Annotated in this window: 30 protein-coding genes; 7 read left to right on the forward strand and 23 right to left on the reverse strand. The window is 66.2% G+C overall.

Features of this window, described 5'->3' with window-relative positions:
* The first annotated feature begins 324 nt into the window (after positions 1 to 324).
* The 6 genes from MON38_RS19640 to MON38_RS19665 all read left to right on the forward strand — a co-directional run bounded on the left by MON38_RS19640 (position 325) and on the right by MON38_RS19665 (position 7,206).
* The gene (locus tag MON38_RS19640; RefSeq protein ID WP_208133667.1) at positions 325 to 1,440 is read left to right on the forward strand and encodes a sensor histidine kinase; all 1,116 of its coding nucleotides are present in this window, start codon (positions 325 to 327) and stop codon (positions 1,438 to 1,440) included.
* A complete protein-coding gene (locus tag MON38_RS19645; RefSeq protein WP_208133668.1) occupies positions 1,437 to 2,216 on the forward strand; it encodes a LytR/AlgR family response regulator transcription factor in 780 nt (259 codons plus the stop codon). The genes MON38_RS19640 and MON38_RS19645 overlap by 4 nt, the downstream gene beginning before the upstream one ends.
* 130 nt (positions 2,217 to 2,346) lie before the next feature.
* A complete protein-coding gene (locus MON38_RS19650) occupies positions 2,347 to 2,781 on the forward strand; it encodes a DUF305 domain-containing protein (protein ID WP_208133669.1) in 435 nt (144 codons plus the stop codon).
* 97 nt (positions 2,782 to 2,878) lie between these two features.
* Positions 2,879 to 4,285: a YncE family protein gene (locus MON38_RS19655; protein WP_208133670.1), complete on the forward strand. Its 1,407-nt coding sequence runs from the start codon at positions 2,879 to 2,881 to the stop codon at positions 4,283 to 4,285.
* A gap of 111 nt (positions 4,286 to 4,396) precedes the next feature.
* Positions 4,397 to 5,626, forward strand: a complete 1,230-nt coding sequence (locus MON38_RS19660) for a hypothetical protein (protein WP_241937865.1) — start codon at positions 4,397 to 4,399, stop codon at positions 5,624 to 5,626.
* Positions 5,627 to 5,733: 107 nt separating this feature from the next.
* Entirely contained in the window at positions 5,734 to 7,206 is a 1,473-nt protein-coding gene (locus tag MON38_RS19665; RefSeq protein ID WP_241937866.1) for a YncE family protein, read from the forward strand.
* Positions 7,207 to 7,308: 102 nt separating this feature from the next.
* Here MON38_RS19665 and MON38_RS19670 read toward each other — a convergent pair whose 3' ends face one another.
* The 21 genes from MON38_RS19670 to MON38_RS19770 all read right to left on the reverse strand — a co-directional run bounded on the left by MON38_RS19670 (position 7,309) and on the right by MON38_RS19770 (position 23,361).
* Entirely contained in the window at positions 7,309 to 7,590 is a 282-nt protein-coding gene (locus tag MON38_RS19670) for a YidH family protein (RefSeq protein ID WP_208133673.1), read from the reverse strand.
* A gap of 9 nt (positions 7,591 to 7,599) precedes the next feature.
* The gene (locus MON38_RS19675) at positions 7,600 to 8,262 is read right to left on the reverse strand and encodes an MBL fold metallo-hydrolase (protein WP_241937867.1); all 663 of its coding nucleotides are present in this window, start codon (positions 8,260 to 8,262) and stop codon (positions 7,600 to 7,602) included.
* An 88-nt stretch (positions 8,263 to 8,350) separates the two neighbouring features.
* Positions 8,351 to 8,836: a hypothetical protein gene (locus MON38_RS19680; RefSeq protein WP_241937868.1), complete on the reverse strand. Its 486-nt coding sequence runs from the start codon at positions 8,834 to 8,836 to the stop codon at positions 8,351 to 8,353.
* Positions 8,837 to 8,919: 83 nt separating this feature from the next.
* Positions 8,920 to 9,570, reverse strand: a complete 651-nt coding sequence (locus tag MON38_RS19685) for a TMEM175 family protein (RefSeq protein WP_019949216.1) — start codon at positions 9,568 to 9,570, stop codon at positions 8,920 to 8,922.
* Positions 9,571 to 9,573: 3 nt separating this feature from the next.
* On the reverse strand, positions 9,574 to 9,861 hold the full coding sequence (locus MON38_RS19690) for a hypothetical protein (RefSeq protein WP_241937869.1): 288 nt from the start codon (positions 9,859 to 9,861) through the stop codon (positions 9,574 to 9,576).
* A 65-nt stretch (positions 9,862 to 9,926) separates the two neighbouring features.
* Entirely contained in the window at positions 9,927 to 10,133 is a 207-nt protein-coding gene (locus MON38_RS19695) for a hypothetical protein (RefSeq protein WP_073112413.1), read from the reverse strand.
* A 116-nt stretch (positions 10,134 to 10,249) separates the two neighbouring features.
* Entirely contained in the window at positions 10,250 to 10,966 is a 717-nt protein-coding gene (locus MON38_RS19700; protein WP_019949219.1) for a substrate-binding domain-containing protein, read from the reverse strand.
* A gap of 61 nt (positions 10,967 to 11,027) precedes the next feature.
* Complete coding sequence (locus tag MON38_RS19705; RefSeq protein WP_019949220.1) at positions 11,028 to 11,984, reverse strand: molybdate ABC transporter substrate-binding protein; 957 nt, start codon at positions 11,982 to 11,984, stop codon at positions 11,028 to 11,030.
* 53 nt (positions 11,985 to 12,037) lie between these two features.
* Complete coding sequence (locus MON38_RS19710; RefSeq protein ID WP_241937870.1) at positions 12,038 to 12,532, reverse strand: DsrE family protein; 495 nt, start codon at positions 12,530 to 12,532, stop codon at positions 12,038 to 12,040.
* 74 nt (positions 12,533 to 12,606) lie between these two features.
* Positions 12,607 to 13,737: a c-type cytochrome gene (locus MON38_RS19715; protein WP_227787519.1), complete on the reverse strand. Its 1,131-nt coding sequence runs from the start codon at positions 13,735 to 13,737 to the stop codon at positions 12,607 to 12,609.
* Between the two features lie 140 nt (positions 13,738 to 13,877).
* Positions 13,878 to 14,948, reverse strand: coding sequence for a YeiH family protein (locus tag MON38_RS19720; RefSeq protein ID WP_241937871.1), 1,071 nt, complete (start codon positions 14,946 to 14,948; stop codon positions 13,878 to 13,880).
* Positions 14,949 to 15,175: 227 nt separating this feature from the next.
* On the reverse strand, positions 15,176 to 15,577 hold the full coding sequence (locus tag MON38_RS19725) for a hypothetical protein (RefSeq protein WP_227787521.1): 402 nt from the start codon (positions 15,575 to 15,577) through the stop codon (positions 15,176 to 15,178).
* Positions 15,578 to 15,703: 126 nt separating this feature from the next.
* Positions 15,704 to 16,615 carry a LysR substrate-binding domain-containing protein gene (locus MON38_RS19730; protein ID WP_241937872.1) on the reverse strand — a complete coding sequence of 304 codons (912 nt, stop codon included), beginning with the start codon at positions 16,613 to 16,615 and terminating at the stop codon, positions 15,704 to 15,706.
* 256 nt (positions 16,616 to 16,871) lie between these two features.
* A complete protein-coding gene (locus tag MON38_RS19735) occupies positions 16,872 to 17,924 on the reverse strand; it encodes a YncE family protein (RefSeq protein WP_241937873.1) in 1,053 nt (350 codons plus the stop codon).
* A 47-nt stretch (positions 17,925 to 17,971) separates the two neighbouring features.
* Complete coding sequence (locus MON38_RS19740; protein ID WP_241937874.1) at positions 17,972 to 18,745, reverse strand: COG4705 family protein; 774 nt, start codon at positions 18,743 to 18,745, stop codon at positions 17,972 to 17,974.
* A gap of 35 nt (positions 18,746 to 18,780) precedes the next feature.
* Positions 18,781 to 19,590 (reverse strand): phosphatase PAP2 family protein, encoded by an 810-nt coding sequence (locus MON38_RS19745; RefSeq protein ID WP_241937875.1) that lies wholly within the window; start codon positions 19,588 to 19,590, stop codon positions 18,781 to 18,783.
* A gap of 26 nt (positions 19,591 to 19,616) precedes the next feature.
* Positions 19,617 to 20,030 carry an EamA family transporter gene (locus MON38_RS19750; protein WP_241937876.1) on the reverse strand — a complete coding sequence of 138 codons (414 nt, stop codon included), beginning with the start codon at positions 20,028 to 20,030 and terminating at the stop codon, positions 19,617 to 19,619.
* 11 nt (positions 20,031 to 20,041) lie between these two features.
* Positions 20,042 to 20,944 (reverse strand): SdiA-regulated domain-containing protein, encoded by a 903-nt coding sequence (locus tag MON38_RS19755; protein ID WP_241937877.1) that lies wholly within the window; start codon positions 20,942 to 20,944, stop codon positions 20,042 to 20,044.
* Positions 20,945 to 21,234: 290 nt separating this feature from the next.
* Positions 21,235 to 22,044, reverse strand: a complete 810-nt coding sequence (locus MON38_RS19760; protein ID WP_241937878.1) for a phosphatase PAP2 family protein — start codon at positions 22,042 to 22,044, stop codon at positions 21,235 to 21,237.
* 25 nt (positions 22,045 to 22,069) lie between these two features.
* Complete coding sequence (locus MON38_RS19765; RefSeq protein WP_241937879.1) at positions 22,070 to 22,810, reverse strand: phosphatase PAP2 family protein; 741 nt, start codon at positions 22,808 to 22,810, stop codon at positions 22,070 to 22,072.
* A 110-nt stretch (positions 22,811 to 22,920) separates the two neighbouring features.
* Positions 22,921 to 23,361, reverse strand: a complete 441-nt coding sequence (locus MON38_RS19770) for a universal stress protein (RefSeq protein ID WP_241937880.1) — start codon at positions 23,359 to 23,361, stop codon at positions 22,921 to 22,923.
* 232 nt (positions 23,362 to 23,593) lie between these two features.
* On the opposite strand from MON38_RS19770, the gene MON38_RS19775 reads away from it, so the two are divergent.
* A complete protein-coding gene (locus MON38_RS19775) occupies positions 23,594 to 23,932 on the forward strand; it encodes an ArsR/SmtB family transcription factor (RefSeq protein ID WP_241937881.1) in 339 nt (112 codons plus the stop codon).
* Here the strand turns inward: MON38_RS19775 and MON38_RS19780 are convergent.
* Positions 23,913 to 25,016 (reverse strand): ArsO family NAD(P)H-dependent flavin-containing monooxygenase, encoded by a 1,104-nt coding sequence (locus MON38_RS19780; protein WP_241937882.1) that lies wholly within the window; start codon positions 25,014 to 25,016, stop codon positions 23,913 to 23,915. The two genes, MON38_RS19775 and MON38_RS19780, sit on opposite strands and share 20 nt — an antisense overlap.
* A gap of 5 nt (positions 25,017 to 25,021) precedes the next feature.
* On the reverse strand, positions 25,022 to 25,453 hold the full coding sequence (locus MON38_RS19785; RefSeq protein WP_241937883.1) for an arsenate reductase ArsC: 432 nt from the start codon (positions 25,451 to 25,453) through the stop codon (positions 25,022 to 25,024).
* Positions 25,454 to 25,483 lie beyond the last annotated feature (30 nt).

Consider the following 25,483-nt stretch of genomic DNA (forward strand, 5'->3'; position numbering starts at 1 on the left):
CAGGGCACGCTTTCTTTTGAGCAACGTCGAGGCCGCAGCTTCGCGTTTAGTTAAACGTGGTGACCCTGCTTCCTGCTCCGGCTACCTTTCGCAGAAAGGCATGACAATCATACGAGTTAAACGAACCGTTAGAAATTGTGTGGCCCTCCGTTATGAGTTCGCGCCATTCTACCTCTTCCGCTAACTACCGGGGCTCCTTCTAGCGCTGTAGTTTGGCTCGACCTTACTCCCCATGTTGGCCCGAAGGCCCGTTGGCCCGCTAAAAAGGCCGTCTTGAATGCCCGGCCAGCGCGGCTCCGGCGGGTTTCGCTACCTTTAAAGCGCATGAGCACGACCGCAGGGCCCTTGAAAACGCCGCAGAAGACCCCGCCCCTGGTGAGCGGCCCCACCATTGCCCTGGCGTGGCTGCTGTTCAGCGGGTTCATGGTGCTGCTGATTTTCGTGCAGAACCTCTCGGCCGGCACGCCCACCGACTGGCGCGAGGCCCTGGGCGGGCGCCTGCTGCACGGGCTGATTTGGGGGCTGCTCACGCCCGTGGTGTTCGCCCTGGCGGCGCGCTTCAACCTCCTCGAACGCCGCCACCGGCTGCCGCACCTGCTGGCCCACGCGGCGGCCAGCTACGTCCTCACGCTTGCTTACCGGTTGGTGTACGCCACCGTGATGCACGGCAGCGGGGCTACGCCGGGCGCCATCTCTCTAAATACCGTCGTCGCCAACGCCAACAACTGGGTGCCCATCTACTGGATGCTGCTCTGCATTGCCTACGCCGTGCAGTACCGCGAGCGGTACCGCGAAGGGCGGGTGCGGGCGGCCCAGCTCGAAACCCAGCTGGTGCAGGCCCAGCTGCAGGCCCTGAAAATGCAGCTCCAGCCGCACTTCCTGTTCAACTCGATGAACGCCGTGTCGGCCCTGATGAGCCAGGACGTGAAGGCCGCCCGGCGCATGCTGGCCCAGCTCAGCCAGTTTCTGCGGCTGGTACTGGAAGGCACCGACGAGCAGGAAGTGACCCTGGAACAGGAGCTGCGCCTCACCCGCCTTTACTTGGAAATCGAGCAAACCCGCTTCCCCGACCGACTGGCCGTGCGCTATGACATTGGCCCCGATACCCAGGGGGCGCTGCTGCCCGCCCTGCTGCTGCAGCCGGTGGTAGAAAACGCCGTGCGCCACGGCCTGGCGCCCCGCGCCGGGGCCGGCGAGCTGGCCGTGCGGGCCGAAAAACAGGGCGACCGGCTGCTGCTGCAAGTGCAGGACAACGGCCGGGGCGCGGCCGACACCGCCGCGCGGGGCATCGGCCTGCGCAACCTGGAAAGCCGGCTGGCCACGCTCTACGGCCCGGACTATGCCCTGGCGGTGGAGTCGGCCCCGGCGTGCGGCTACTGCCTGCGCCTGTCCATCCCGTTCCGGCGGGCGGCGGCCGGCGTTACCCCAGAGCCCGCATGAGCCCCATCCGCACGCTGCTGGTCGACGACGAGCCCCTGGCGCGCAGCCTGCTGCGCGAGCTGCTGGCCGATTTTCCGGCGCTGGCCGTAACGGGCGAAGCCGCCAACGGCACCGAGGCCCTCGCCGCCCTGCACACCGGCGCATACGACGTCGTTTTCCTTGATGTGCAGATGCCCGACCTTGATGGCGTGCAGGTGCTGCGGCGGCTGCAGGCGGCCGGCCAGCCGCTCCCGCTGGTGGTGTTCGTGACGGCCTACGACCAGTACGCGGTGCAGGCCTTCGCCTTGCACGCCGTCGATTACCTGCTCAAGCCCCTGGACCCCGACCGGTTTGCCGACTGCGTAGGCCGGGTGCAGCAGCAGCTGGCGCTGCGCCAGGACCAGGCCCGCGTCCCCGAGCTGGAGGCCCTGCTGCACCGCTGGACCGCCCCGGCGGCCGACTACCAGGACCAGTTTCTGGTGAAACTGCCGGCGCGCAGCTTCTTCGTGCCGGCCGCCGAGGTGTGCTACTTCGAAGCCACCGGCAACGGCGTGCTGCTGCACGCGGCCGGCGGGCACTACCCGCTGCGCACGGCCCTGGGCCAGCTGGCCGAGCGGCTTGACCCGGCCGTGTTCCTGCGCATCCACCGCTCGTGCATCGTCAACCCGGCCCACATCGTGGATTTTAAGCACTGGTCGCACGGCGAGTACCTGTTTCGCATGGCCAACGGCCAGCACGTCACCTCCTCGCGCAGCTACAGCGCCGGGGTGCAGCAGTTGCTCAAGCGCTTCGCCTAAGCCCAGACCGGGCCGTTGAAGTCCGGTTCAACCTGGTATTGGTCCAGTTGGCCCTCCGGCGGCAGTCATTTCCCCGGGTTGCGCGTTAGCCCTCCAGCCCCCCGCTAACGGGGCGGCCCCGGTGCACGACATGACCAAATCCCTCCTCTTTTTGCTGGCGCTCACCTTCGGCGGAGCCGTTGCGGCCCGCGCCCAACACCACCCGGCGGGCACGAAACCGATGCCGGGCATGGCCGGCATGCACATGAACCACGGCATGGCCGCCCCGGGCACCCCGGTCGCCGCCTTCCAGCACGGCATGGATTCGGTGATGGTGGTGATGGACGAGGGCATGCGCCGCATGACCGGCGCCAACCCCAACGACATCGACGCCAGCTTCGCGGCCATGATGCTGCCCCACCACCAGGGTGCCGTGGACATGGCCCGCCTGCAACTGCTCTACGGCAAAGACCCGGCCCTGCGCCGCCTCGCCCAAAGCATCATCGCCGAGCAGCAGGTCGAGATTCAGCAGATGGCCGCCTGGCTGAAGCAGCATCCGGTGGCGAGCCAGAGTTCTGGCAAATAGCGCCCAATCCATCAGAACCGTCATGCTTCGACTACGGCTGCGCTCCTGGCTTGATGCGCCACATGCTCAGCATGATGTTCTTTTCCCCCAATCCCAAATGAAATTTCCCCTTCTCCCCGGCCTGCTGCTTATTACCAGCGCCGCCGCGGCCCAGGCCGTGAGCCACCGCGACCGGGTGTACACCGCCGACCAGATTTCCAACACCGTTTCGGTCATCGACCCCGCCGACAACCAGCTGCTGGGCCAAATTGTGCTGGGCAAGCCGCAGCCCGATTTGCTGTCGGCGCTCTACAAAGGGCAGGCGCTGGTGCACGGCCTGGGCGCTTCGCCCGACCACAAATTGCTGGCCGTGGTGTCGGTGGGCTCCAATAACGTCACTTTCATCGAGACGGCTACGAATGCCATCCGGGGCAGCGTGTACGTGGGCCGCGCCCCGCACGAGGCTACGTTCCGGCCCGACGGCAAGGAGGCCTGGATAACGGTGCGCGGCGAGGACTACCTCTCCGTCATCGACGTGGCCACGCTGCGCGAAACCCGCCGCGTGCCCGTGCCCAACGGCCCCGGCCAGGTGGCCTTCAGCCCCGACGGCCAGCGCGCCTTCGTGTGTTCCAGCTTTTCGCCCGAGCTGGCGGTGGTGGACGTGGCCACCTACAAAGTCATCAAAAAGGTCCCCGTGGTGAGCCCCTTCTCGCCCAATATCTTCCCTACCCGGGACGGCCAGCAAATCTGGTTCACGCACAAGGACGTGGGCAAGGTGTCGGTGCTGGATACCAAGACGCTCACCATCAGCGGCGTGCTGACGACCGGCCCCATCTCCAACCACGTGGCCACGGTGGACGTGGCCGCCGGCAAGCTGGCCTACGTGACGGTGGGCGGCGAGGACGTGGTGAAGGTGTACAGCCGCGCCCCGGGTTTTAAGCAGTTGGCCACCATTCCGGTGGGGGCGCTGCCGCACGGCATCTGGCCCTCGGGCGATGGCAGCCGGGTGTACGTGGGCCTGGAAAACGGCGACTCGGCCGTGGCCATCAGCACCGTGAGCAATAAAGTGCTGGCCAAAATAAAAGTCGGGCAGGCCCCGATGGCCCTGATGTACGTGCCCAACGCCGTGCCGGCCGGCGCGGCCGCCGCCACCGGCCTGGGCCGGCAGCTGGTGGACCAGCCCGCCCTCGTCCGCACCCTGAAGCCGCCCACGCCCGGCCCCGCCACCGGCACCATGACCCTGCGCTCGGAAGGGCTGGTGGATTTGGCCACTTTCGCCCTGCGCGGCCTGACGCCCAACACCGACTACGACATCTTCCTGACCAGCGGCACCAAGGCCCTCTACCCCCGCGACTACGCCCTGACCACCGTGCGCACCGACGCCAAAGGCGGGGCCATGGGCCAGGCGCTGGGGCCGGTGCAGCGCATCGCGGGCGGGGATTTGAATACATCCGGCAAAACGTTTTCGCGGGTAATCGTCGCGCCCAAAGCCGCTGACAGCGAACCCGTTTTGGTGGCCGAATAGTCCGCCTTTGGACGGCCACCCAAAGGCCATTAATGGCCGCCGGGACAACCATTCCTGCTGCAATGCCGAGCTAATCTAAACTGAATTCACTTGTAACCACAACCTTACAATATGCAATCCATTTTCAATCAACACACTGGCATCAGCTCGCGGGCGCATTCGCTCAAGCGGTTTCTGCTGCCGGTGGCGGCGTGTGCGCTGCTGCTCGGCGGCTGCAAGAAAGACAACGAGGCCATCGCCGACACCAGCGCGCCGCCGGTGCTCAACATCGTCTCGCCGGTGGAGGGCGCGACCATCATGCCCGGCGGGCGGCTGGGCAACGCCACCACGGCCGACTACAACGGCACGGGCTTCGCCATCAACCTGGAAATCGTGACCAAGGACACCGTCACCATCCCCACCAAGGAAAGCCTCAACATCCGCAACACCGCCGCCCTGGGCCAGCCCAACGTGAACCTGCCCGGCTTCGCGGCCAGCCTCGACGTGGACCTGATTAAGCCCGACGGCGGCACCATCCCCAAGGGAACCAACCTGGCCTCGCTCTTCAACATCGCCGGCACCGACGACACGCCCGGCCCCGGCGTGACCACCTGGGTGAGCTGGCACGTGCTGGAGTCGGTGGCGGCCGGTACTACCAGCTGCACGCTGACTACTTCGGTAACGGACCGCGCCGGCCGCAAGGTCACGGCCACCCGCTTGCTGAAAGTAGGCCCCGGACCCAACGGGGCCTTCAGCGGTGAGGCCCTGACGCCCGCCCCCAAACCCATCACCTACGGCACGGTGGACAACCCCGACGGCCCCACGGTGACCATGATTGCCCCGCGCACCCCCTCCAGCATCAGCCCCGGCATCCAGACGGCGGGTGTGCTGCCGGCCCCGCCCACCAGCGGCGCGCTGTTTTTCATCCAGGTGTCGGCGCTCGATAAGTCGCGCAACGGCATCAACGTGGCCGAAAACGGGGACGGCACCTTTGGCAAGCCCGCCGCCGACCGCGGCACGATTGAAGACAAGACGCAATCCAACGCCGGCGTGAACCGCTACGTGCCGGGCCTGAAAGTCACCTTCGACGTGCCCCTGCTCCAGCCCAACGGCAACGTGATTCCGGCCGGCGGCAACCTGGCCCCGGTCTTCAACACGGCCGGCAGCGAGCTGGACCCGAGCGGCTTCGTGCGCACCACCTTCGGCTGGAGCGTGGGCGGTACCCTGCAGCTGGGCGGCAAAACCAGCGTCACCCTCAAAGCCGCCGTAACCGACGCGGCGGGCAAAACCGGCAGCGCCACCCAGGTGGTGCAAATCAGCCCCGTGGCCAACGGCCAGCTGCTGACCCCGGCCCCGCGCTAAGGCCCTGAAATTTACGCCGTAGCCCCGCAACGGTCCGAAGGCTGGCCCGTTTCACGACGAGCCAGCCTTCGTTTTTTAGCATCCCTTCCACTCCATTTTATTCTTCCATGCGCATTACTAACTTCTCCACTTTGGTCCTTGCGGCCACCCTGCTGCTCGGGGCCTGCTCGAAAAAGAACAGCGAGGAAACCCTGCCCGACATGGTGGTGCCGCCCGACCCCGGCCCCGTCGCGGCCAGCGCCGCCGACCGGGTGTACCTGGCCGACCAGTCGTCGAACACGGTGTCGGTGCACGACCCGAGCACCAACCGGCTGCTGGGCGTGATTCGCCTGGGCAAGGGCCGGCCCGAGTTCCTGAGCCCGCTCTACGACATGGAGTCCAACGTGCACGGGCTGGGCGTGTCGCCCGATGGCAAGACGCTGGGCGTGATTGCCACGCTCACCAACGCCGTTATCTTCATCGACCTGGCCACCAACACGGTGAAGGGCAAGGTGTACGTGGACCGCAATCCCCACGAGGGCTTTTTCACGCCCGACGGCAAGCAGTTCTGGGTGGCGGTGCGCGGCAAGGATTACGTGACGGTGATTGACGTGGAGAAGCTGCAGGTGGTGAAAAACATCGCCACCGAGCACGAGCCCAGCATGGTCGTGTTCCGGCCCGATGGCAAGGTGGCGTTCGTGGACCACTCCCAAACGGCGATGCTCGACGTGATTGACGTGAAGACCCGCGCGGTGATTGCCCGGGTGCCGGTGGTGAGCAAGTTTTCGCCCAATCTGGTGGTGACCGAGGACGGCCAGCAGGTGTGGATGACGCACAAAGACGTGGGCAAGGTGACCGTGGTGAATGCCCAGACCTACGCCGTGGAAGGCGTGATTGACACCGGCCCCGGCACCAACCACGTAAACATGGCCGGCCCCGGCGGCGGCACCCGCTTCAGCGGGGCCAGCGCCGGCGACTTCGCCTATGTGACGGTGGGCGGCGAAAACGTGGTGAAAGTGTACTCGCGGCAGCGCCAGCTGGTGGCCACCATTCCGGTGGGCCCCAACCCCCACGGCGTGTGGCCCAACGGCGACGGCAGCAAGCTCTACGTGGGCCTGGAAAACGGCGACGCGCTGGTCAGCATCGACACCAAAACGAATACCAAACTCACCGAAACCGGCAGCGGCCAGGCCCCGCAGGCCCTGCTCTACGTGGTGAAAGCCGGGGGCGGCAGCCCCGGCACGGGCAACCTCGAAGCCTTCACGCCGGTGACGCCAGTGAATATTCGGCTGGTGCCCCTGGGTACGCAGCCAGTGCCCGGCGTGGGCGGCGGGGCCACCATCCGCCCCACCGAAGACCTCGACGAAATGGTGCTGGCCCTCAAGCAGCTGGCCGCCAACACCCCCTACACGCTGTACCTGTCGGACAATAAAACCACGCTGGTAGCCCCGGAGCCCGTCATTTCTTTCAAAACCGATGCCGAGGGCGCGGTCGAAGTCAACGCCTACTACCAGATTCGGCTGCGGCTGGCGGGGCGCTTTGCCGTGGTGGTGCTCGGCGACAAGAACCCGGCTGGCGCGGTCACGCTCACGCAGCCGTAAGCCGGCTGCTGACCAAAAAGGCCCCTGGTGCATGACGCATCAGGGGCCTTTTTTATGGGTGCAAACGCTTTTGCCTCGGGTAGCACCGGGGGTGTTTGTTGCTCAACCACCGCCGCCAGCCGGGAGCTGGCAGGCCGCCAGCTCCCGGCGGTGCGCCCGAAAGCGCAGCAGCCCTACCGCCAGCACCAATCCCGCCACGGCCAGCGCGGAGTACCCCAACCGGCCGCCCCGCTCGGGGTGAAATTGAAGGAGCGCCAACCCGAAGCCCACCAGTGCCAGGCTGGTGCGCACGTAGGTGAGCAAGGTCCGCTCATTGGCCAGCCGGGTCCGTTGCAGGGCCAGCCGGTCCGAAAGGGCGAGGGGGTTGGTGGGGGTAAGCGGCATGGGGGTGGGCTACGTGAGGGTAATGGCCGCGCCCGGTTCGGCCAGCCGGTGAAACGTGATGCCGTGCTTCTCAAAGTACGGCCCATAGTTCTCGTAGCGCTGCTGCACGAAGAAGGGCTTGATGTAGCCGTCATGCACGGGCAGAATCTGCTGCGGCCGCATTTTCAGGGCGAAATCGGCCACCACCAGCTCCGTCAGAAATGGCGCGGTGACGGGCAGAATGAGCAGCTCCACGCCCGCGAATTGCAGCAGGTTGTGCGCAAAAGAGTCGGCCGGGTTCAGCACCGTGTCGTTCACCAGCCAGGCCGTCATCTGTGGCAGCGGGCTGTCGAGAATGGCCTCGTGCTGCACCGGAATGGCGTGCAGCTGAAACGCGCCCAACTCCAGGGGGCCTTCCTCGTGGATTTGCACGGCCAGGCCGTGCTTTTTCAATTCGGCCGCCACTTCACGATTGGAAATGATGACGGCCTGGCGCAGGGCCACGATTTTCTTTAGCGCCACCACATCAAGGTGGTCGGGGTGGTCGTGGGTAATGAGGACGACCGAGACGTCCTTAAAAACCTCCGGCTGCACCAGGCCTTCGTTGAAGGAAAACTTGCCGGGGTCGAAGAGAATTTGTTGGCCATCCAGCTCAAACAGCAGGCAGGAATGGATGTACTTGGTGATTTTCATGACCAGACTTAAATAGTGGGGCAGGACGGAAATGCACGCCGAGAAGAGCGGAAATTTAACTAGCAAACGCTTACGGAAACCAGCGCTGCTAGACCCCTGCCGCCTCCTGCTGCTGGCGCAGGTACGCATACAGCCCGCCCAGCACCAGCCCAAACACCGCGTTGGCAACAAAAAAGTACGCCATGCCGCCGGCCGTCAGCACGTGCCCGCCCGCCAAGCCCTGCCCCAGCAGCGGCAGCACCACGAAGCCGTTGAGGACCCAGGGCAGCAGCGAAAACAGGCCGCCTTTTACCCAGCCATTGTCCGGCAGCCGGGGTTCGAACACCAGCACGTACAGCCCCACCATGCCCAGCCCCGTGAGGTAATGAAACAGCAGCTTGAAGCCCTCGGCTTTGACCACGGGCAGCAGCCCGGCCGGCAACACCGGCGTGGTATGCAGCAGCACAAGCTTGAGCAGGCCACCGCTTTCGGCGTTGACGGCCATCAGCGGGGCCGCTTTCAGCACCAGCGTATTGGCGGTGATGGCGACCACGCCGGCCAGCAGGCCCAGGTACAGGCGGGGGTGTTTTTTCATGGGAGGGAGCAGAAAGGAAATAGGACAGGCAATGGGGGAGTATACGCCCACCCACGCGGCACCATTTGGCCCCGATGGGTTCTTCAGTCGCCCAGCCAGCGGTCGGCCACCAGGCCCAGCGCGTAGTTAAGCTGCACCAGCAGCAGCAGCCCCGCCCCGGCCGGCACGCTGAGCAAGCACAGGCCCGCCGCTGCCGCGTACTGCACCTGCATCAGGCCCAGGCGGCGCACCAGGGCCCGGCCCACGGCCGCGTGCTCGGGCCGCAGCAGTCCGTGGCGCTGGGCGTAGCGGTAGCTGCCCAGCAACGCCCCGCCCAGCAGCAGCAGGTTGGCCCAGTACACCAGCACGGCCCCGCGCAGGGGAAAATGGGTGGTGAGAAACGCCGTGGAAAAGGGCAGCAGCCCCACCACCAGCAGAAAGGCAATGTGCCACCAGGCCAGCCGGCGGTCGCTGCGCGCCAGGTAGGTGAACTGCGTGCTCTGGCACACCCAGAAAATGCCCAGCGAGAGAAACCCCAGCACGTAGCCCCCGATGCTGGGCAGCAGCGCCCGCAGGGCCGGTCCCACGTCGGCCTCGGTGCGCACGAGGGCGGCGGCCGGCACCCGCAGGTTGAGCACGAGCAGGGTCATGGCGATGGAAAACACGCCGTCGCTGAGTGACTCGATGCGGCGCAGGCTCTGGCCCGCTACTTCAGTGTAGGCCAGGGGCGGTGCGTGGGACGAAGACTGGGCCATCGGCTAGCGCGGCGAACCGCCCGCCCGCCGGGTTTTGCGCGGGGCGGGGGCCTGGCGATGGTCCAGCCGGTCTTCCTCCCGAACGAGCTTGGGCTCTTTGCTCAGGCTTTGGCCGTGGTTCACGCGGCCGTCGCGCATCATGCGGCGGTTTTCGCGCAGCAACTTGTCGTCGGTTTTGCCTTCTTTTTTGAGCATTTTGCCGCCTTCCTGGCCGTGAGCCGGTGGGTTGATGGCGGTGAGCAGCAGGCCGGTCAGGGCGAGCAGGCCGGGGAGTTGAGCGAGACGGGTCATGGGGTTTGGATGATGGAGAAGCGGTTGCCGCAGGTACGGCGGCCCGTATTTTCAAACTTGCTTTGTTAGCCCAGCTGCAAGCGAAACAGCGTGGAAAGCGTGCCCGCCACCAGAGCCCAGGCCATGCCCGTAAGCAGGTACTGTTTGGCAATGGTCTTGGGGTCCTGGCTGAATACGTAGCGAAACAGCCAGTGCGGCGTTTCGTGGTCGGCCGGGGGGGCGGCGGGCAACGGGGTGCTAGGCACCGGCATCGGAAGCGAAGGAATAGCCATGCGAATGCGGGAAAGCAAGGTGGAATAGTGAAAACCAAGAGCCATTTGCCCGTCCTGCTGAGCGCAGCCGAAGCAGGACGTTCTTCGTGTTTGCTTTCCGGCCGCCAACGCCCGGCCTATTCCCAGCCGTTGCGGCGGAAAATGGCGTGCCCGTCGGCCGACTGCAGAAAGGCCACGAACTGCCGGGCCGCGGCGGCCTGCGTGGTGCGCTGGGTGAGGGCAATGGGCGTGCCCCGACTCACGCGCTGGTCGCGGGGCAGGCGCACGAGGGCCGAGCCGGGCAGGCGCGGCTGCCAGGAGGCATAGGTTATCCAGGCGTCGTAGTCCTGGGGCTTTTGCTGCCAGAGGTCCACGGCCTCGGCGCTGGTTTTGACCGACGTTTTGGTGTTGTGCTGCAGGTTGCTGATGAGGGCGCTGCTGCGGGCCATGTCCTCGGTCATGCCCATCTGGCCGGCCCCGTTCACGTCGAGCAGGCGCACGCCGGGCCGGGCCAGGTCTTCGAGCCGCTTGATGTGCAGCGGGTTGCCGGGGCGCACCAGCACCGCCGACTCCCGGGCGTAGAGGCTGGTGCGGCTGGCTTCGTCGATAAAGCCGGGGTGGGCCAGCGCCGTTTGGGTGAGCATGTACTCGGCCCCGCCGTACACCAGGTCGGCGTCCTGCTGCGCCTGGGCCAGCCACTTGGGCTCGGGGCCGGCCGTGACGGCCACGTCCAGGCCGGTTTGTTTGGTGAAGGCGGCGGCGCATTCCTTCATGGCCGTGGCCGGGCCGCCGGGGCCGTACACGTGCAGGGTTTGGGCGGCGGCCGGCGCGGCCGCGAGCAGAGCAGGAGACATGAGCAATAGAGCGAAGCGGCGGAGCCGGGTAAGCGGGGATGTTTTCATGGGTATTAGCGCGTTACTTAACGGGCGGCAAAAAGCCGTATTTCTGGTACACGGCCTGCCCGTCTGGGCTGTTAAGGAAGGCCACAAAGTCTTCGGCGGCCTTGGCGTGGGGCGCGGCTTTCATCACCCCGGCCACGTAGTTGGCCATGATGTTTTCCTTGGCCGGGATGGCCACGCTTTCCACCGGGTGGCCCAGCATTTTCTGATAAAAGGCCTCCGTGTACCACACCGGGGCCGCGTCGGACTGGTCGTAGAGCACCCGCAGGGGCGACTGGCGGTGGTGAATCTGGGTCAGGTAAGTGCTGCCGGCTTTCACTTTGGTCGTCATCACGGCCGTTTTCAAGGCCGCGCCCCCGGCCTTCTCGTACGATTCCTCGATGCGCTTGCCGATGCCTTCCCATTCGGGGTTAGGCATGCTCACGCGCACCTCGGGCCGGCCCAAATCGCGCAGGCTGGTCACCTTCTTGGGGTTGCCCTGGCGCACGAGGATGGCCAGCCGGTTCTGGGCGTAGCTGGTGGTGCGGGCAAACCACTCCGGCGTCATATCCATGCGGTTTTTGCCGGCCGCGTACACGTCGGGCTTCAGCTCGATGCGCAGGTTGCCTACTACCAGGCTGCCCTGCGTAATCTGCTTAGCCAGGATGCCGGGCGGCAGCGTTTCCACGAAAATGCGCACGTACTCGGGGTGGGCCTTGCGGAACTCCTTCAGCAAATCATCGAGCACCATGAACTGGTTGCCCCCGAAAAACACCACCAACTGCGGGTCCACCACGTCGCCGTAGAGGTCGGGCGCGTTGTCGATGCCCGGCACCGTGAAGGGCACTCCAGCCTGAAACGGCGCGTTCCAGGGCGGGTCAAAGCGGTGGGCCGGCTCGGGCGGCGTGGGCTTTTGGATAGGCATGGTCTGGGCGAAAAGGGCGGCCGGGGCGGCCAGTGCCAGCGCCAGCAGCAGGTGCGGAAGGGGTTTCATGGGGTTGGGTAAGGAAAGCGGAGAAAAGCACGAAAGCAGCGGAGAGTCCGGCGCTACGGATGCACCAGCGACCAGCCCTGGGCCTGCCGGATAATGAGCTCGCCGTTGCCGCTGGGCACGTAGGAAATCAGGGGCAGCAGCTCGTCCTTGCTGATTTTCTTTTCCTTGAGTGTGTTCAGGCACTGGGCCAGAATCACGCCTTTCTGCTTCAGGGCCGTGAGCTGGGCCTCGTAGGGCTGGTCCTTGCGGTAGAGTGTGGTGCCCCCGCCGAAGGCAATCAGCTCCACGGTGAGCTTGCCTTTAAGCCGGCTGTCCTCCAGCGCGTTGCCGATGTTACGCAGCGTCTGCTGGATGAGCTTGGGGTCGTCACTGTCAAGCTGGTAGATGACGTGGTACTGGGCCTGGTCGGCCGTGGCCCCTTGGAAGGCACCTTTTTGAAAAGCTTCGCGGTCATGCATGGCGGTGGCGTTGCGGGTGGCGGGCGTCTGGGCGCGGGCCGAGAGGGTGAGGCCGGCGAGCAGCGCGGCGGTCAGCAGCAGGTGTTTCATGGCAACTGGGGAAAGGGCACCACCGAAGCAGCGCGGTGAAAACGAAAGGGGTGAAACTGGAAATCGGTGCGGGGCTACTCGCCGCCCTTTTTGCCCGCTTCCATCGCCGCGTAGGGACCAAACTGGTGCTGGTGCTGCGTAAACCGGTCGGCGTAAGGCGGGTAAGGGCAGTCGGCGGGCTTCTTTTTGAGGTTGGGGTAGTCCTTTTCCAGGTGGGCCATGCGCGGGCGGGGCAGCGAGTTGATGTAGGCGGCCACGTCGTAGGCGGCGTCATCGGTGAGGATGCTGTGCTCGGCCGTGGCGCCGAAAGGCATATTGGCCTTGATAAAGCGGGCCGCCGTTTGCAGGCGGTGCATGCCGGCCCCGTCGTTGTAGCTGTCGGGTCCCCACAGCGGCGGGTACTGGTAACCATCGGCGGCCAGCGTGCCGTTGAGGCGGCCCTGGCCATTAGCTCCGTGGCAGCTGGTGCACTGCTGGGCGAAGACGATTTTGCCCTGCCCGAGATTCGCCTCGCGGTTGGGCATGGTGAACTTAACAAAACCCTGGCCCTTCACCTTCTCCCCCACTGGCACCTGGCGGCCCAGCCATTTCATGTAGGTGATGATGGCCTTCATCTCCTTGCCGTCCACCGGCAGGGGCCGGCCGTTGAGGCTGCGCGTCATGCACCCATTGATGCGGTCCTCCAGGGTGCTGATGGCATCCTCGCGCCCTTTGTAGGTGGGGTAAATGCCCCAGATGCCCACGTAGGGGGCCGAAAACGCCTTCTGGCCGGCCTGTAGGTGGCAGTTCTGGCAGGCCAGGTTGCTGCCGGCCAGCCGCAGGGCCGGGTTGGCCACTTGCGGGCCGAGGTAGTGGGGGGTGTGGGCAATCAGCTCGTGGCCGTAGCGGATGAGCTGGCCCTCCGGGTCGGGCTTCACGCTGTCGAGCACGAAGCGGGCGGGCTGGAAGAAGTTGGTTTTGCTCCCCACAGCCCCCCCGGCAACGTCAGGCAAGCCCGCCGCAGGCCCACTCGCAGCGGCGGCCGTCGTGGCCGGGGCATCGGCCAGCAGGTCGGGCGTTTTAGGGTTGAAGACGACGATGTAGGCCGTCACGGCTACTACCAGCACCATCAGGGCAATCACCCAGGTCAGCAGGCCGGCGATTTTGATGAAGGCCTGCTTGTCTTCCGGCTGCAGCCGAGGCGAGGGGTCGGGAGTGGTTTCCATGAGGCCAAGGAGAGAGGTGAAACAGGCGGCAAAGGCCAGCCAGCGCGCAAAACAACTTGTTTTGCGGAATGCAGACAGTCAATTAGTTAAATCGGGCAAAGCAAGCGCTACCATTCGGTCGCTCTGCCCCGACCAAGCATCTATACCGTGTGTAGAATCACGTAGAGCGAGCCGGTCGAAATCACCACCCAGAGCAGGATGCCCAGCACGTAGGGCTTCATGCCCACCGAGCGCACCACCCGCGCTGACAAACCCGCCCCGATAAAAAACAGCGTGACCGTGAGGCCGATTTTGGCTAGGTTCACCATCACCGGGCCCAGGGGCTTGGCCGCTGGCACGAAGGTGTTGACCAGCATCGCGGCGATGAAGCCGAAGATGAAGTAGGGAATGGTGATTTTCACGCCCTTTTGCTTGAAAATCATGGCCGTGCCGATGGCCACCGGGATAATCCAGAGGGCGCGGGCCAGCTTCACGGTGGTGGCCACTTCCAGGGCCTGGTTGCCGTAGGCCGCCGCCGCGCCCACCACCGAACTGGTGTCGTGGATGGCAATGGCGCACCACAGGCCGAACTGGTTCTGCGTCATGGCCAGGGCGTGGCCGATGGGCGGGAAGGCGAACAGGGCCACGGCATTGAGCACGAACACCGTGCCCAGCGCCACCGACATTTCCTCGTCCTTGGCCCGCAGCACCGGCCCGATGGCCGCAATGGCCGAGCCCCCGCAAATGGCGGTGCCGCACGAAATCAAGTGCACCACGTGCTTGCCCAGACCCAGCCACCGGCCCACGACCAAGCCCAGCAGCAGCGTGCCGAAGATGGACACTACCGTAAACAGGATGCCTTCCTTGCCGGCCTGCACCGCCGCGTGGGCATTCATCCCAAAGCCCAGCCCGATAACCGAAAACTGGAGCAGCTTGGCCGTGGCCTGCTTGGTTTGCGTGGTGAAGGGGTTGCCGATGGTTTGGGCCAGCAGCAGGCCCAGCGCCAGGGCAATGGGCGGCGAGGCCCAGGGCGTGAGGCAGAACACGAAGAACAGCACGAACACCACCTGCTTCAAGGTGAAGTCCTGCCCGAAGGCCACCCGGGGCGTGTGCAGGTGCCGGAAGAAGCCGCTGGTTTCGTTGAATTCGGGGGCGGCGGTTTCCCCGGCCGGGGCAGGGGCGGGCAGCGGGGTGGAAGCTTGAAGCGGCGTGGGCTGAACTGGGAGGGCCATGAGCGGGAGGGGTTTGTTTCTGAGGCAAATATACGGCGTTGCCCACCGGTTGGATTATCCAATAATATTATCCTGCATAACCAAAGGTTATTGACTGCCCGGGCCGAGCCAGGGTGGCGCGTCCGTTTTGCGTGGCCAGGCCGGCCGCCGCGGGGGCTGGAAACGCCAGCGGCCGGCTCGTACACCACGAGCCGGCCGCTGGACGGATGAACTACTGGCCTGAGGGCTTAGAAGCCGGTTTGCTCGTCTTTCAGGTCGAACACGTCGCCGCCGGCCATGCGGGGGTCGTCGAGGGCGTAGGCAGCCTTCTGCTCGCCGGGCGTGCCGTCCGCGCTGGCCTGCACGGCCGCGACGGCCTGATTCTGCTCCACGTGCCCGCGCTGCTGGTGGGGGTCGGCAATGGCTTCGGGCATGCAGTAGTGCTCGGTGGCGGCGGCGTGCTTGCCGCGAAATTCGCTGAACTCGTCGGGGTTGTCGTTCGTGCCGTCGTTGGTCGGGGCTTGGTAGTGGCGGGGCGCGGTGGGGTCGGCGGGGTGGCCGAAGTCGCCGTAGTGCGGGGTGCCATCGTGGGCGGCCGGTTCGGCGGCGGGTTGCGCATCGGTTGGGGCGGGCTGCGGAGTGTTTTCCATGAGGATAAGCAAGTAGGGTGAAGATGGGCGAACCACCCGGTCCGCACTACGCTGCAATGGTACGTAAGCTGCTCATAAAGTGGTGCTTTCAGCGGATACCGAATGGTTATCCGGCATCACCATTTTTTATTTGCCCCCCTTCAGCTGCCCCTGCACGAAGCTCAGGAACCGCTGCGCCGGCCGGGCCAGTGGCTGCCCCTGCACCGATACCGCCTCAAACTGCCGGGCCAGGTGCAGCCCGGCAATGGGCACGATTTCGAGCAGCCCGGCCGCCAGCTCGCGGTCCAGGGCCCGGCGCGACACGAAGCCCAGGGCGGTGGGCGCGGCTTCGAGGTAGCGCTTGATGGCCTCCGTATTGTCCAGGTAGATGGCCACGGGCAGGGCGCTGAGCTTGATGTGCTGCGCCCGCAGGGCAAATTCGAGGATTTCCAGCGTGCCCGAGCCCCGCTCGCGCAGCACCAGCGGGTGGGCCAGCGCCTCGGCCAGGAGCAGCGGCGCGGCGGGCGGGCCGCCGGGCGTGGTGCGGCGCACGGCCACCAGCTCGTCGGGCAGCAGCAGCTCGTAGTGCAGGTCGTGGCTCTTGGTGCGGCCCTCCACGAAGCCCAGGTCCAGCTCGCCGCGCAGCAGGGCCTCGGCAATGCGCTCGGAGTTGGCGTTCAGAAACGAGAGCTGCACCTGCGGGTAGCGGGCCTGGAAGGCGGGCAGCAGCCCCGGCAACACGTACTGGCTCAGGGTGGTGCTGGCCCCCAGGCGCAGGCGGCCGGCGGCCTCGTCGGGGTCGCGCAGGCCCAGCAGCTGGTCTTCGAGCAGCTGCTGAGCGGCGGCGGCGGCATCGGCGTGGGCGTGCAGCAGGCGGCCGGCCTCGGTGAGGGTCACGCGGTTGCCGCGCCTCTCCAGCAGGCGCTGGCCGTACTGCGCCTCCAGCTCCCGGATGTGCTTGGTAACGGCCGGCTGGCTCACAAACAGCTCCTGGCCGGCCTTGGTCAGGCTCAGGTGCCGGGCCACGGCGGCAAATACACGGAGGCGAAAATCGGACATGCGCGCAAAGTACGCAGTTGGGGCAGTTTGGTATTGGCAGCTAAAGCATCTGAAACGGCAGGCAACGGGTTGATTCACAAACCGAGCCTACCCGATAGCGTTGGGAACGGCCACCAATAGCTTCCATATGTCGGTCATGTAACTGTTTGGACCAATCCTTTTAACCAAGGCCAAGGCTGCCAAAGCCGTGTTAGTTGGTAATGAGCCAAGTGAGGATTTCTCACTTGGCTCTTTTGCTGATGGAGCGGAGGCACGGCTAGCGCCCGTATTCCAGCACGCGGAACGTGCCCGGCACGATGCTGGGCCGGGGGCGCGGGTTGTCCGCCGTGGGCGCCGGCACGGGGCCGTAATCGGCGGTGCAGGTAAACAGGTGATGGGTTTTCGGGTCCCGGGCAATGGTGCGGGCCCCGCGCGCCGTGGGCACTTCGCCCACCACGCGGTACTTCGAGGGCGAGTCCTGGTGGATGACCGTGAATGTGCCCGAGGCGCCGTTGGAAGTGATGACGTTGCCCGTGCTGGGGTCAAACACGGCGCCGTCGGTGCCTTTGCCGATGGGCAGCACGGCCACCTGCCGGCCCGTTTTGCTATCCGTCACCACCAGCTTTTCGTTGGCGCAGGCGCTGAACAGGCGGTTGGTTTTCGGGTCGTAGCCCAGGCCGGTGGGTTCCTTGCCGGGCGCCAGCGCGTGGCGGCTTTTCACGGCCAAAGTATTGGCATCTAGGGCAATGACTTCGCTCTTGTCTTCGATGTTGACGAAGAGGGTGCCTTTGCCGTCGGTGGCGGGCGCTTCCACGTCGCCGGCCAGGTCGGCCGTGCCCACCACGGTGCCGGTGGCGCCGTCGAGCACGGTGCTCTTGCCGCCGTCGTTGCTGAACAGGAACACGCGCTTGGAAAAGGCATCATACAGCAGCGCGTCCGGCTTGGGGCCCGTGGCAATGGGCGCCCCAATGGGCTGCAGGGTTTTCAAATCGAACACCACGCAGGTGTTGTTGCGGCCGCAGGTGATGTAGCCGCGCCCGGCGGCGGGCACCACCTCGATGCCGTGCACGCCGGGCGTGTTGGGGATGGTGCCGATAACCTTGTGGGTGCTCAAATCGACCACTTCCACCTGGGTGCCGTGCGACACGTAAAGCCGTTCGCCGGCGGGGTCCACGCTCAAATAGTCCCAGCCGCCTTCGCCGCCGATGGCTACGGTGCTCAGCAGGTGGTAGGGGGCCGGGGCCGCCGCGCCCACGGGCGGCGTCTGGGCGCGGGCCGGACCGCCCGCCAGCAGGCAGGCCAGCGGCGCGGTAAGCAGCAGGTTTTTCATAAAGCGAGGAAAACAGGAAATACAGGTTAGCGGAAACAGCGCGGCCCTCAGCGCCCAACCGGCCCGTCCGGGCGGCCGCTCTCACGGGCAGGCGGGGATGAGTGTGGGCGCAGCGAGGTGTAGAGAATCAGCCCCAGCAGCAGGCCGAACAAAATCAGCGACGAGCCGCGCGTGCCGAAGCCCAGGCCGTGGTCGGTCGGCGATTTGGTGAGCAGGTCGCCGAACGTGGCGCCGAAGGGCCGCGTGAGCACGAAGGCCACCCAGAACAGCAGCACCCGCGAGAGGCTGGTGAAGTAGTAGGCCAGCACTACCACGGCCAGCAAGGAGCCAATGAGCAGTGCCCCGCCGCCGAAGCCCAGCCCGGAGTCGTCAGCCAGAAAGTCGCCCAAGGCCGTGCCCAGGGTATTGGAAATCAGGATGGCCGTCCAGTAGAACAGCTCCCCGCGCCTCGTGGTAATGTCGGACACCGAAAGCGACTTTTCACTCAGCCGCCACAGGCCCAGCACCACGGCCAGGATGCTGACCAGAATGAGCGCGCCCGTGGCGTAGCCCAGGCCCAGGGTGCGGTCCATGTAATCGGACATGGTGGTGCCCGCCGTGCTGGTGGCCAGAATCACGGCCCAGTACAGCGCCGGAATGTAGCGGCTCACGGCCAGCTGGGCCACCAGCAGGACCAGAAAAAGGCCGATGAGGATAAGCGAGCTGGCGCCATAACCCACGTTCAGGGTTTGGGCCAGCAGGTCGCCGGCCGTTTCGCCCAGCGTGGTGGCGCAGATTTTCATCACCCAGAACAGCAGGGTAACCTCGGCAATCTTCTTCATGGCAGCAGTGGGGGTTAAGGGAGTTTGTGGCGGGCCTAGTGCAGCTGCCAGTTCAGCGACAGGCCCGTGGCCCCGGCGTAATACAGGGGCGAAACGTGCAGCGTGGCCGTCTCATTGGGCTTGTGGCCCCAGCGGTAGCGGTGGGTGAGGTAGCCCAAGTGGGCCGAGAAGATGCCGAAGCCGGCCCCGGCCACCACGTCGGACTCCCAGTGCTTGTCGTTTATCATGCGCAGCGCGGCCACGCCGGTGGCGATGGTGTAGGCCCCGATGCCGTACCACTGGCTTTTGTCGCGTAGCTCGGTGTGCAGGATGCTGGCGGCCAGAAACGCCTGCGCCGTGTGGCCCGACGGGAAGGCCGTGGGCGTGCCGTCGGGGCGGTCGATGTTGGTGGCAAACTTGACGATGTAGACGCTAGTCACCATAATCAGCTCACTTTTCAGGATGACGAGGCCCAGATTCACCCGGTCATTGCGGCTCTTCACGCCCGCCAGCAGCACGCCGCCCAGCTCCAGGTAGGGGGCAAACTGCAGGTAGTTATCGGCGTGGTTGCGGTAGTCGCCAAACACGCGCCGAATATCGTCGTGGGCCTGGTAGCTGCTGTAGAATCCGTGCCCATTGATGGTGCTCACGCCGTAGCCGATGAGCACGGCCGGGATGATGCTGGCCCGGAAGCCCTTGCTCTGGAAAAAGCTTTTCTTTTCCACGGCCCCCAGGCCCGTGGCGGGGCGCTCGTACTTGTGGAGGGTGTCGGCGGCCGGCTTGGGCACCTGCTGCGCCAGCGCAGAAGTAACGGGGGCCGCCAGCAGCCAGCTCAGGCCCACGGATTTGAAGAGGCTAAAACGCATAACGGAAACAGCTTGGTGGATAAGGCTTAAAAAATGAGGACCAGCGTGCCGCCGATAATCATGGCCGCGCCCAGGCCGGTGTGCCAGGTGAGCTTTTCGCCCAGAAACACCACCGACAGCACGATGGCAATGGCCACGCTGAGCTTGTCGACCGGGGCCACCTGCGACACCTTGCCCAGCTGCAAAGCCCGGAAGTAGAATATCCAGGACAAGCCCGTGGCCAGGCCGGACAGTCCGATAAAAATCCAGTTGGTGCGCGTCAGGTCGCCGATGTGCTCCAGCCCGCCCCGGAAGTACACGATGCCCCAGGCCAGTACCAGAATGACGACCGTGCGGATAGCCGTGGCCAGATTGGAATCGACGCCCTTGATGCCGATTTTGGCCAGCACGGCGGTAAGGGCCGCGAATACGGCCGAGAGCAACGCATACATCCACCACATAGGACAAGGGGTTAGGGTTGGGAAGGAGTTTCGGAGAAGCGGTACAGGCGGCCCTGGCCTTTTTTGCTGCCGGCCTCGCTCGACACAAACAGGTCGCCGTTGGGCGCGAAGGCAAGGCCCTCGGGCTGCGGAAACAGGGCCGGGTCCAGGGTCTGGGCGGCCACCAGCCGGCCCTGCGGGTCCAGCTCCACCAGGTCGTTGCCCCGGGCCGAGAGCACGAACACGTGGCGGGTGCGCGGGTGCACGGCCACGGCCGAGGGCGCAAACTGGCTCAGCTGGCCGGTTTTCTTGGCGGCCTTGCCCGGGCGGGCCGCGTCGGGCGAGCGGGCGAGGATGGCCGCAATGTCGAGCACGTAGGCCGGCTTGGACTCGATGTGGTAAGTAGTGGGGTTGAGGCGGTATACGGCCCGCTTGGTGGCGGCAAGGCCCGCGCCCGGCTCGGATTTACACGCCACCAGCAGGGTCTGGCTGGCCGCGTCGTAGGCCAGGCCTTCGGGCTCGTTGGCGGCACTCAGGCCGGTGGCGTAGGTGGTGGTCACCCGGCCGTTGCGCTTGAACAGGGTGCCGTCGCTGCGCAGGACGAGGTAGCCGCCGGGCACCCGCGCCACGTCCTCGTAGTCGCCCTTGGGCCCGAACTGCACGGTGCTGTCCAGGCGCTGGGTGCGCAGGTTGTAGAAGTGCAGGTCGCCGGTTTTGTCCTCGATGCAGGCCAGCTGCCCCTCGCCCACCAGGGTTTGGCCGGAGAGCTCCTGCAGCTGCGCGGGGACGACGTAGGTGGAGGCGGGGTGGGCAAAGTCGTAGGCGCTGCCGGCGGCGGCAGGCGCCGCCAAAACGGGTGGGGCCGGGACGTGGCGTTCGGGAGCGGTATTGCCGCAACCGGAGAGGAGCAGAGCCACCATAAGGGGTTTGAGCATGGGAGGGCAAAGGCGTTTGGAGCCGCAAGGCTATGCGCCAATTTTGAGTTAATTCGGAGTATGGCGGGTGGCCCATGCTTGGCCCTATGAGGCCGCGAAAAGCGGCGCGAAGCACTTCAGCGCCGGGCGAAGCCGGCGCACGCTTTGCCCAGGACGCCGACGTGATTCACCAGGCTCGGCACCAGCTCGGCTTCGTCTTCAACAATCAGGACTCTCATCCGGGGCAGCGGTTAGCAGGCGGGTAGAGCATTCGGCAATAAAAGAGTAGGTGCGGTTTCAGGCACTGGCCTTCAGCGTAGCGGCACGCCAACCACCAGCCCTACGGCCCCGCCGCTGTAGAACGGGGCCACCATCGCTCGGTCCTGGAGGCCGCGCACCAGCACCCGGTGCACCAGCGGGTAGGCCCAGTAGGCCAGCTCGGTGGAGAGGATGCCCACACCAGCCCCGGCCAGCACATCGGAAGCCCAGTGCTTGTTGCCCAGCACCCGGATGGCCGCCGTGGCCGTGGCCACCGAGTAGCCGCCGATGCTGTACCACACGCTGCGCCCGCCGTACTCGCGGTGCATAAACGTGGCCGCTGCAAACGCCGCGCTGGTGTGCTGGCTGGGAAAGGAGCTGAAGTCCTGATTGCCGTAGGGCCGCTCCACCAGGGCCAGGTTTTTGAGGTTGCTGGTCAGGGTGTTGTTGATGGTGTAGGCCAGAAAGAAAATCACGCCCTGGTTGAGAGTGCTGTGCACGCCCTTCACGCCGGCCAGGCTCAGGCCCAGCGTGGCCACCGCCGGCACGTGGCGCAGCTGGTCATCAATAGTCGTTTCGAAGCGCGGGAAATGGCTTTTCACCGCGCCCTGAATCGCCTCGTCGGTTTCGAGCACGTCCACTTTCTCGGTGCCCAGCGCGGCCACGCCCAGCAGCAGTGCCGGTAGGGCCAGCTGCCGCAGCGTGGGCCGGTAGGGGTTGCGGGGCGGAAGGGCGGCTGACGCAGAGGCCGAATCGGCCGGGGCCGGGGCCTGCGTTACTGCCTGCGCCCAGCTACGGGCGGGCCAGCCCAGCAACAGCAGCAGGCCAGGAAGCAGGGGGCGCAGGGCACGGGAGCGGAGCATGGCGAAAGGCATTAAAGTGAACGGGTCAGGCCTGGGAGTGATGCTGCTGGTGGCGGTGAGACTGCTGCCGCAGCCGGGCCGAGCCCCACCACTCGCGCAGGGCCGGCGAAAACAGCACGTACACGCTGCTCACCCAGCCCACCGAGGCAATCCAGCCCGAGAGCACGTCGCTGGGGTAATGTACCCCCAGGTACACGCGCGAAAAGCCCACGCCCAGCACGAACAGCCCGCCCAAAGTCCACGCCAGCCAGCGCCCGCGCCACGGGGCCAGCAGGCCCACGGCCAGCAGGCCCACGGCCAGCACCAGCGCGGCTGTGCCCATGGCGTGCCCGCTGGGAAAGCCCGACGAAGTTTCGGGGGCCAGTGAGGCCCACAGCGCCGGGCGGGGCCGCCCCAGCAGGCCCTTAGCCAGCAGGTTGAGGGCCGCCGCGCCGCCCACGGCCGCGCCAAAAAAGGCTGCCCGGCGGTGCTGCCAGCGCCACCACAGCCCGGCGGCGATTAGCCCGCACAGCACGGCCATCACGGGCGGGCCGCCAGCGCGGGTCAGGGCCAGGTTCACGGCATCGAGGGTGGGGGTGGCGTGGGCGTGCACCAGGCGCAAGGCGGCCGTATCGCCGGCAAAGCCCTCCTGCTCCCGGATTTCAGAGCCCACTTTCAGGAAGATGCCCCAGGGCAGCAGCACCCCGAACAGCACCACCCCCAGCAGGCGGCGGTGCCGGGCGAGCAGGTGGCGGGCAATATCGGAAAAGCGGGCAAAGCGCGGCATGTCGTCGGAAAAGCAAGGGCCAGACCGCCCCCACAGCGGCGCGGCAGCCCAAGGTTACCCCGGCATTCTGAGTAGAAATTGAGCTTACGGGCCGGCGCGCGGTTTTTGGGCTAAGCTCCCTTGAGGGGCACCACCAGCACGGGGCAGTGGGCGCGCTCCAGCAGGTGTTCGGCCGCGCCGCCCAGCAGCAGGCTCAGCACGCCGTGGCGGCCGGTGGTGCCCACCACCAGCAGGTCGGCGGCCCAGGCTTCGATGACGGCCAGCACCTGCTCGGCGGGCTGGCCTTTTGGCAGGAAATGGCTGAGGCGCAGGCCCGGGGTGGCCAGGGCGTCGAGTTGGGCGAGCAGCTCCTCGGCGCGGGCCAGCAGCACGGCTTCGGCTTCGGCGTGGGTCTGGCCGGCGTCGATGTTGCCGATGGCCCGCGCCTCGTTGAGTACGCATACCAGCCCGGCTTCGGCCCCCAGGGCGGCGGCCAGGTCCAGGCCGGCCTGCGTGGCGTGATAGCACTGCGGGCTCTCATCGACGTAAATCAGGATTTTCTGGAACGACATGGCGGGTGGGAATAAGAATGGATGAAGCTAGGGGTCCTCTCAGAAAACGGAAAATATAGTACGTTAAGGGCTGAAAAGGGGCTGCCAGGGCCAGACATCGATTCAAAACCTTCGAGTCGGAGGGTTTGCCCTACTTGTTTAACAACACCTAAAATTGCTCATCGGCTCAGCCGTGCTTTTGTTCGATGAAAGGCCACGCACCAGCTGTACCTATCTGAGTGGGTAATCTGGCATGAACGGAAATAAGGGCACCCGCTTTAGCGCGGATGAACAGGCGGTGGCAGTGGTGGCCAAGGCCCTGGGCCACCCGGCCCGCGTGGCCATCGTACGCCTGCTGGCCACCCGCGCTACCTGCACCACCGGCGAGCTGGTGGCAGAACTGCCGCTTTCCCAGAGCACCGTATCGCAGCACCTCAAGGAGCTGAAAGCAGCCGGGCTGGTCGAGTCGGTCCCCGGCAGCGCCCGCGAGGGCTACGCGCTTTCGCCCAGCCGCTGGGCGCAGGTCCGGCAGTTGTTCGGCACCTTGCTGGGCGAGCTGCCGCCCGCCGGGGCTACTCTTCCACTGGTGTAACGGCTTCCGGGGCCAGAAATGCCTGTATCTCGTCCACCGTGGCCCGGGCCGAGCGGCCCACCCCAATCAGCGTCGCGGACGCAAACCCCGTCCAGCTGCCGTAGCCCACCAGCCACAGGCCCGGCAGGGCCGTCGCCCGCGTGCCGGCCGTGGCCACCCGCCCATCGGGCTCCATCACGCCCAGGTTCGCCAGAAACGGCAGCGCCGGCCGAAAGCCCGTGCACCAGATAACCGCGTCCACGGCTTCTTCCCGCCCATCGGCCCAGACCACGCCTGTGCGGGTGAACCGCGCAAAGGGCCGCACACTGCCCAGCGCGCCCCGGCTCCGGGCTTCCTTCACCGGGTCCACCATCACCACGTCGCCCAGTGACGGCGGCGGGGCCGGCGCAGCGCCAGCTTGCGCGTGGTAGCGCTGCGTGGCCTGCGAAAACAGCACCCGGCCGTCCACGTCATCGGGCAGGAAGCGGGGCTCCTTTTCCGTCACCCACGTCGTGTGCGCCTCCCGCGAGACTTCGGCCAGCACCTGCGCGCCGGAGTTGCCGCCGCCCACCACCAGCACCCGTTGCCCGGCAAAGGGCGCGGCGTCGCGGTAGTGGGCCGAGTGCAGCTGGACCCCGCCAAAATCCTTCTGGCCGGGATAGGCCGGCACGAAGGGGTTGCTCCAGCTGCCGCTGGCGCACACCACCGCCCGGGCCTGCCTCGTCCTGGTGTCGGTCTGCACGGCGAAGCCCGGCCCCGACCGGTGCACGGCGGCCACGCGCACGGGCCGCCGCACCGGCAGGGCGTACCGCTGCTCGTACAGCGTGAGGTAGTCAATCACGGCGTCGCGGGCGGGAAAGCCCGCCTCCGCCGGGCGCGGCATCAGCCAGCCCGGCAGCGAGCTGGCATCGGCCGGGGAAAACAGGCGCAGCGAGGCCCAGCCGTGGGGCCAGGCCCCGCCCGGTCCCGCCTGGTCATCCAGCAGCTCGAAGGCGAGGCCCGCCCGCCGCAGGTAGTAGCCCACGGCCAGCCCGCTCTGGCCGGCCCCGATGACCAGCACGTCGGTGCTGAAGTCGTGAGGAACGAGCAGCGGGGCGGGGTTCATGGGCACTAAGTGGTTTGGAATTGCGCTTGCACGAAGTCGTGGGCGTAGGCTTTCACCTGGTCGCGCACGCTATTAAACTGCTGCGTAACTTCTTCCTCGCTACCTGTGGCTTTGGCCGGGTCGGGAAAGTTGTGGTGCAGCTTCTTGGCCGACGACGGGAACACCGGGCACACCTCATTGGCATGGTCGCACACGGTCAGCACGTAGTCAAACGGCACCGCCGCGTACTCGTCCACCTGGTTGCTGGTGTGGTGCGAGATGTCCACGCCGTCGGCGGCCATCGCCTGCACCGCCCGCGGGTTCAGGCCGTGCACCTCCACGCCCGCGCTGTACACATTGGCCCGGTCGCCGAGCTCCTGGGCGAGGTAGCCGTGCAGCAGCTGGCTGCGGCACGAGTTACCGGTGCACAGCACCAACACGTTTTTCTTATCAGACATGGGAAGTAGTTAAAATCAGTGTAAAAACGA

This window comes from Hymenobacter cyanobacteriorum (assembly GCF_022631375.1).
Taxonomy (GTDB): Bacteria; Bacteroidota; Bacteroidia; order Cytophagales; family Hymenobacteraceae; genus Hymenobacter; species Hymenobacter cyanobacteriorum.

Excerpts from the sequence above, each read along its gene's own strand:
- MON38_RS19640 (WP_208133667.1), top strand. The coding sequence starts at position 325 with ATGAGCACGACCGCAGGGCCCTTGAAAACGCCGCAGAAGACCCCGCCC.
- MON38_RS19645 (WP_208133668.1), top strand. The coding sequence starts at position 1,437 with ATGAGCCCCATCCGCACGCTGCTGGTCGACGACGAGCCCCTGGCGCGC.
- MON38_RS19650 (WP_208133669.1), top strand. The coding sequence starts at position 2,347 with ATGACCAAATCCCTCCTCTTTTTGCTGGCGCTCACCTTCGGCGGAGCC.
- MON38_RS19655 (WP_208133670.1), top strand. The coding sequence starts at position 2,879 with ATGAAATTTCCCCTTCTCCCCGGCCTGCTGCTTATTACCAGCGCCGCC.
- MON38_RS19660 (WP_241937865.1), top strand. The coding sequence starts at position 4,397 with ATGCAATCCATTTTCAATCAACACACTGGCATCAGCTCGCGGGCGCAT.
- MON38_RS19665 (WP_241937866.1), top strand. The coding sequence starts at position 5,734 with ATGCGCATTACTAACTTCTCCACTTTGGTCCTTGCGGCCACCCTGCTG.
- MON38_RS19670 (WP_208133673.1), bottom strand. The coding sequence starts at position 7,590 with ATGCCGCTTACCCCCACCAACCCCCTCGCCCTTTCGGACCGGCTGGCC.
- MON38_RS19675 (WP_241937867.1), bottom strand. The coding sequence starts at position 8,262 with ATGAAAATCACCAAGTACATCCATTCCTGCCTGCTGTTTGAGCTGGAT.
- MON38_RS19680 (WP_241937868.1), bottom strand. The coding sequence starts at position 8,836 with ATGAAAAAACACCCCCGCCTGTACCTGGGCCTGCTGGCCGGCGTGGTC.
- MON38_RS19685 (WP_019949216.1), bottom strand. The coding sequence starts at position 9,570 with ATGGCCCAGTCTTCGTCCCACGCACCGCCCCTGGCCTACACTGAAGTA.
- MON38_RS19690 (WP_241937869.1), bottom strand. The coding sequence starts at position 9,861 with ATGACCCGTCTCGCTCAACTCCCCGGCCTGCTCGCCCTGACCGGCCTG.
- MON38_RS19695 (WP_073112413.1), bottom strand. The coding sequence starts at position 10,133 with ATGGCTATTCCTTCGCTTCCGATGCCGGTGCCTAGCACCCCGTTGCCC.
- MON38_RS19700 (WP_019949219.1), bottom strand. The coding sequence starts at position 10,966 with ATGTCTCCTGCTCTGCTCGCGGCCGCGCCGGCCGCCGCCCAAACCCTG.
- MON38_RS19705 (WP_019949220.1), bottom strand. The coding sequence starts at position 11,984 with ATGAAACCCCTTCCGCACCTGCTGCTGGCGCTGGCACTGGCCGCCCCG.
- MON38_RS19710 (WP_241937870.1), bottom strand. The coding sequence starts at position 12,532 with ATGAAACACCTGCTGCTGACCGCCGCGCTGCTCGCCGGCCTCACCCTC.
- MON38_RS19715 (WP_227787519.1), bottom strand. The coding sequence starts at position 13,737 with ATGGAAACCACTCCCGACCCCTCGCCTCGGCTGCAGCCGGAAGACAAG.
- MON38_RS19720 (WP_241937871.1), bottom strand. The coding sequence starts at position 14,948 with ATGGCCCTCCCAGTTCAGCCCACGCCGCTTCAAGCTTCCACCCCGCTG.
- MON38_RS19725 (WP_227787521.1), bottom strand. The coding sequence starts at position 15,577 with ATGGAAAACACTCCGCAGCCCGCCCCAACCGATGCGCAACCCGCCGCC.
- MON38_RS19730 (WP_241937872.1), bottom strand. The coding sequence starts at position 16,615 with ATGTCCGATTTTCGCCTCCGTGTATTTGCCGCCGTGGCCCGGCACCTG.
- MON38_RS19735 (WP_241937873.1), bottom strand. The coding sequence starts at position 17,924 with ATGAAAAACCTGCTGCTTACCGCGCCGCTGGCCTGCCTGCTGGCGGGC.
- MON38_RS19740 (WP_241937874.1), bottom strand. The coding sequence starts at position 18,745 with ATGAAGAAGATTGCCGAGGTTACCCTGCTGTTCTGGGTGATGAAAATC.
- MON38_RS19745 (WP_241937875.1), bottom strand. The coding sequence starts at position 19,590 with ATGCGTTTTAGCCTCTTCAAATCCGTGGGCCTGAGCTGGCTGCTGGCG.
- MON38_RS19750 (WP_241937876.1), bottom strand. The coding sequence starts at position 20,030 with ATGTGGTGGATGTATGCGTTGCTCTCGGCCGTATTCGCGGCCCTTACC.
- MON38_RS19755 (WP_241937877.1), bottom strand. The coding sequence starts at position 20,944 with ATGCTCAAACCCCTTATGGTGGCTCTGCTCCTCTCCGGTTGCGGCAAT.
- MON38_RS19760 (WP_241937878.1), bottom strand. The coding sequence starts at position 22,044 with ATGCTCCGCTCCCGTGCCCTGCGCCCCCTGCTTCCTGGCCTGCTGCTG.
- MON38_RS19765 (WP_241937879.1), bottom strand. The coding sequence starts at position 22,810 with ATGCCGCGCTTTGCCCGCTTTTCCGATATTGCCCGCCACCTGCTCGCC.
- MON38_RS19770 (WP_241937880.1), bottom strand. The coding sequence starts at position 23,361 with ATGTCGTTCCAGAAAATCCTGATTTACGTCGATGAGAGCCCGCAGTGC.
- MON38_RS19775 (WP_241937881.1), top strand. The coding sequence starts at position 23,594 with ATGAACGGAAATAAGGGCACCCGCTTTAGCGCGGATGAACAGGCGGTG.
- MON38_RS19780 (WP_241937882.1), bottom strand. The coding sequence starts at position 25,016 with ATGAACCCCGCCCCGCTGCTCGTTCCTCACGACTTCAGCACCGACGTG.
- MON38_RS19785 (WP_241937883.1), bottom strand. The coding sequence starts at position 25,453 with ATGTCTGATAAGAAAAACGTGTTGGTGCTGTGCACCGGTAACTCGTGC.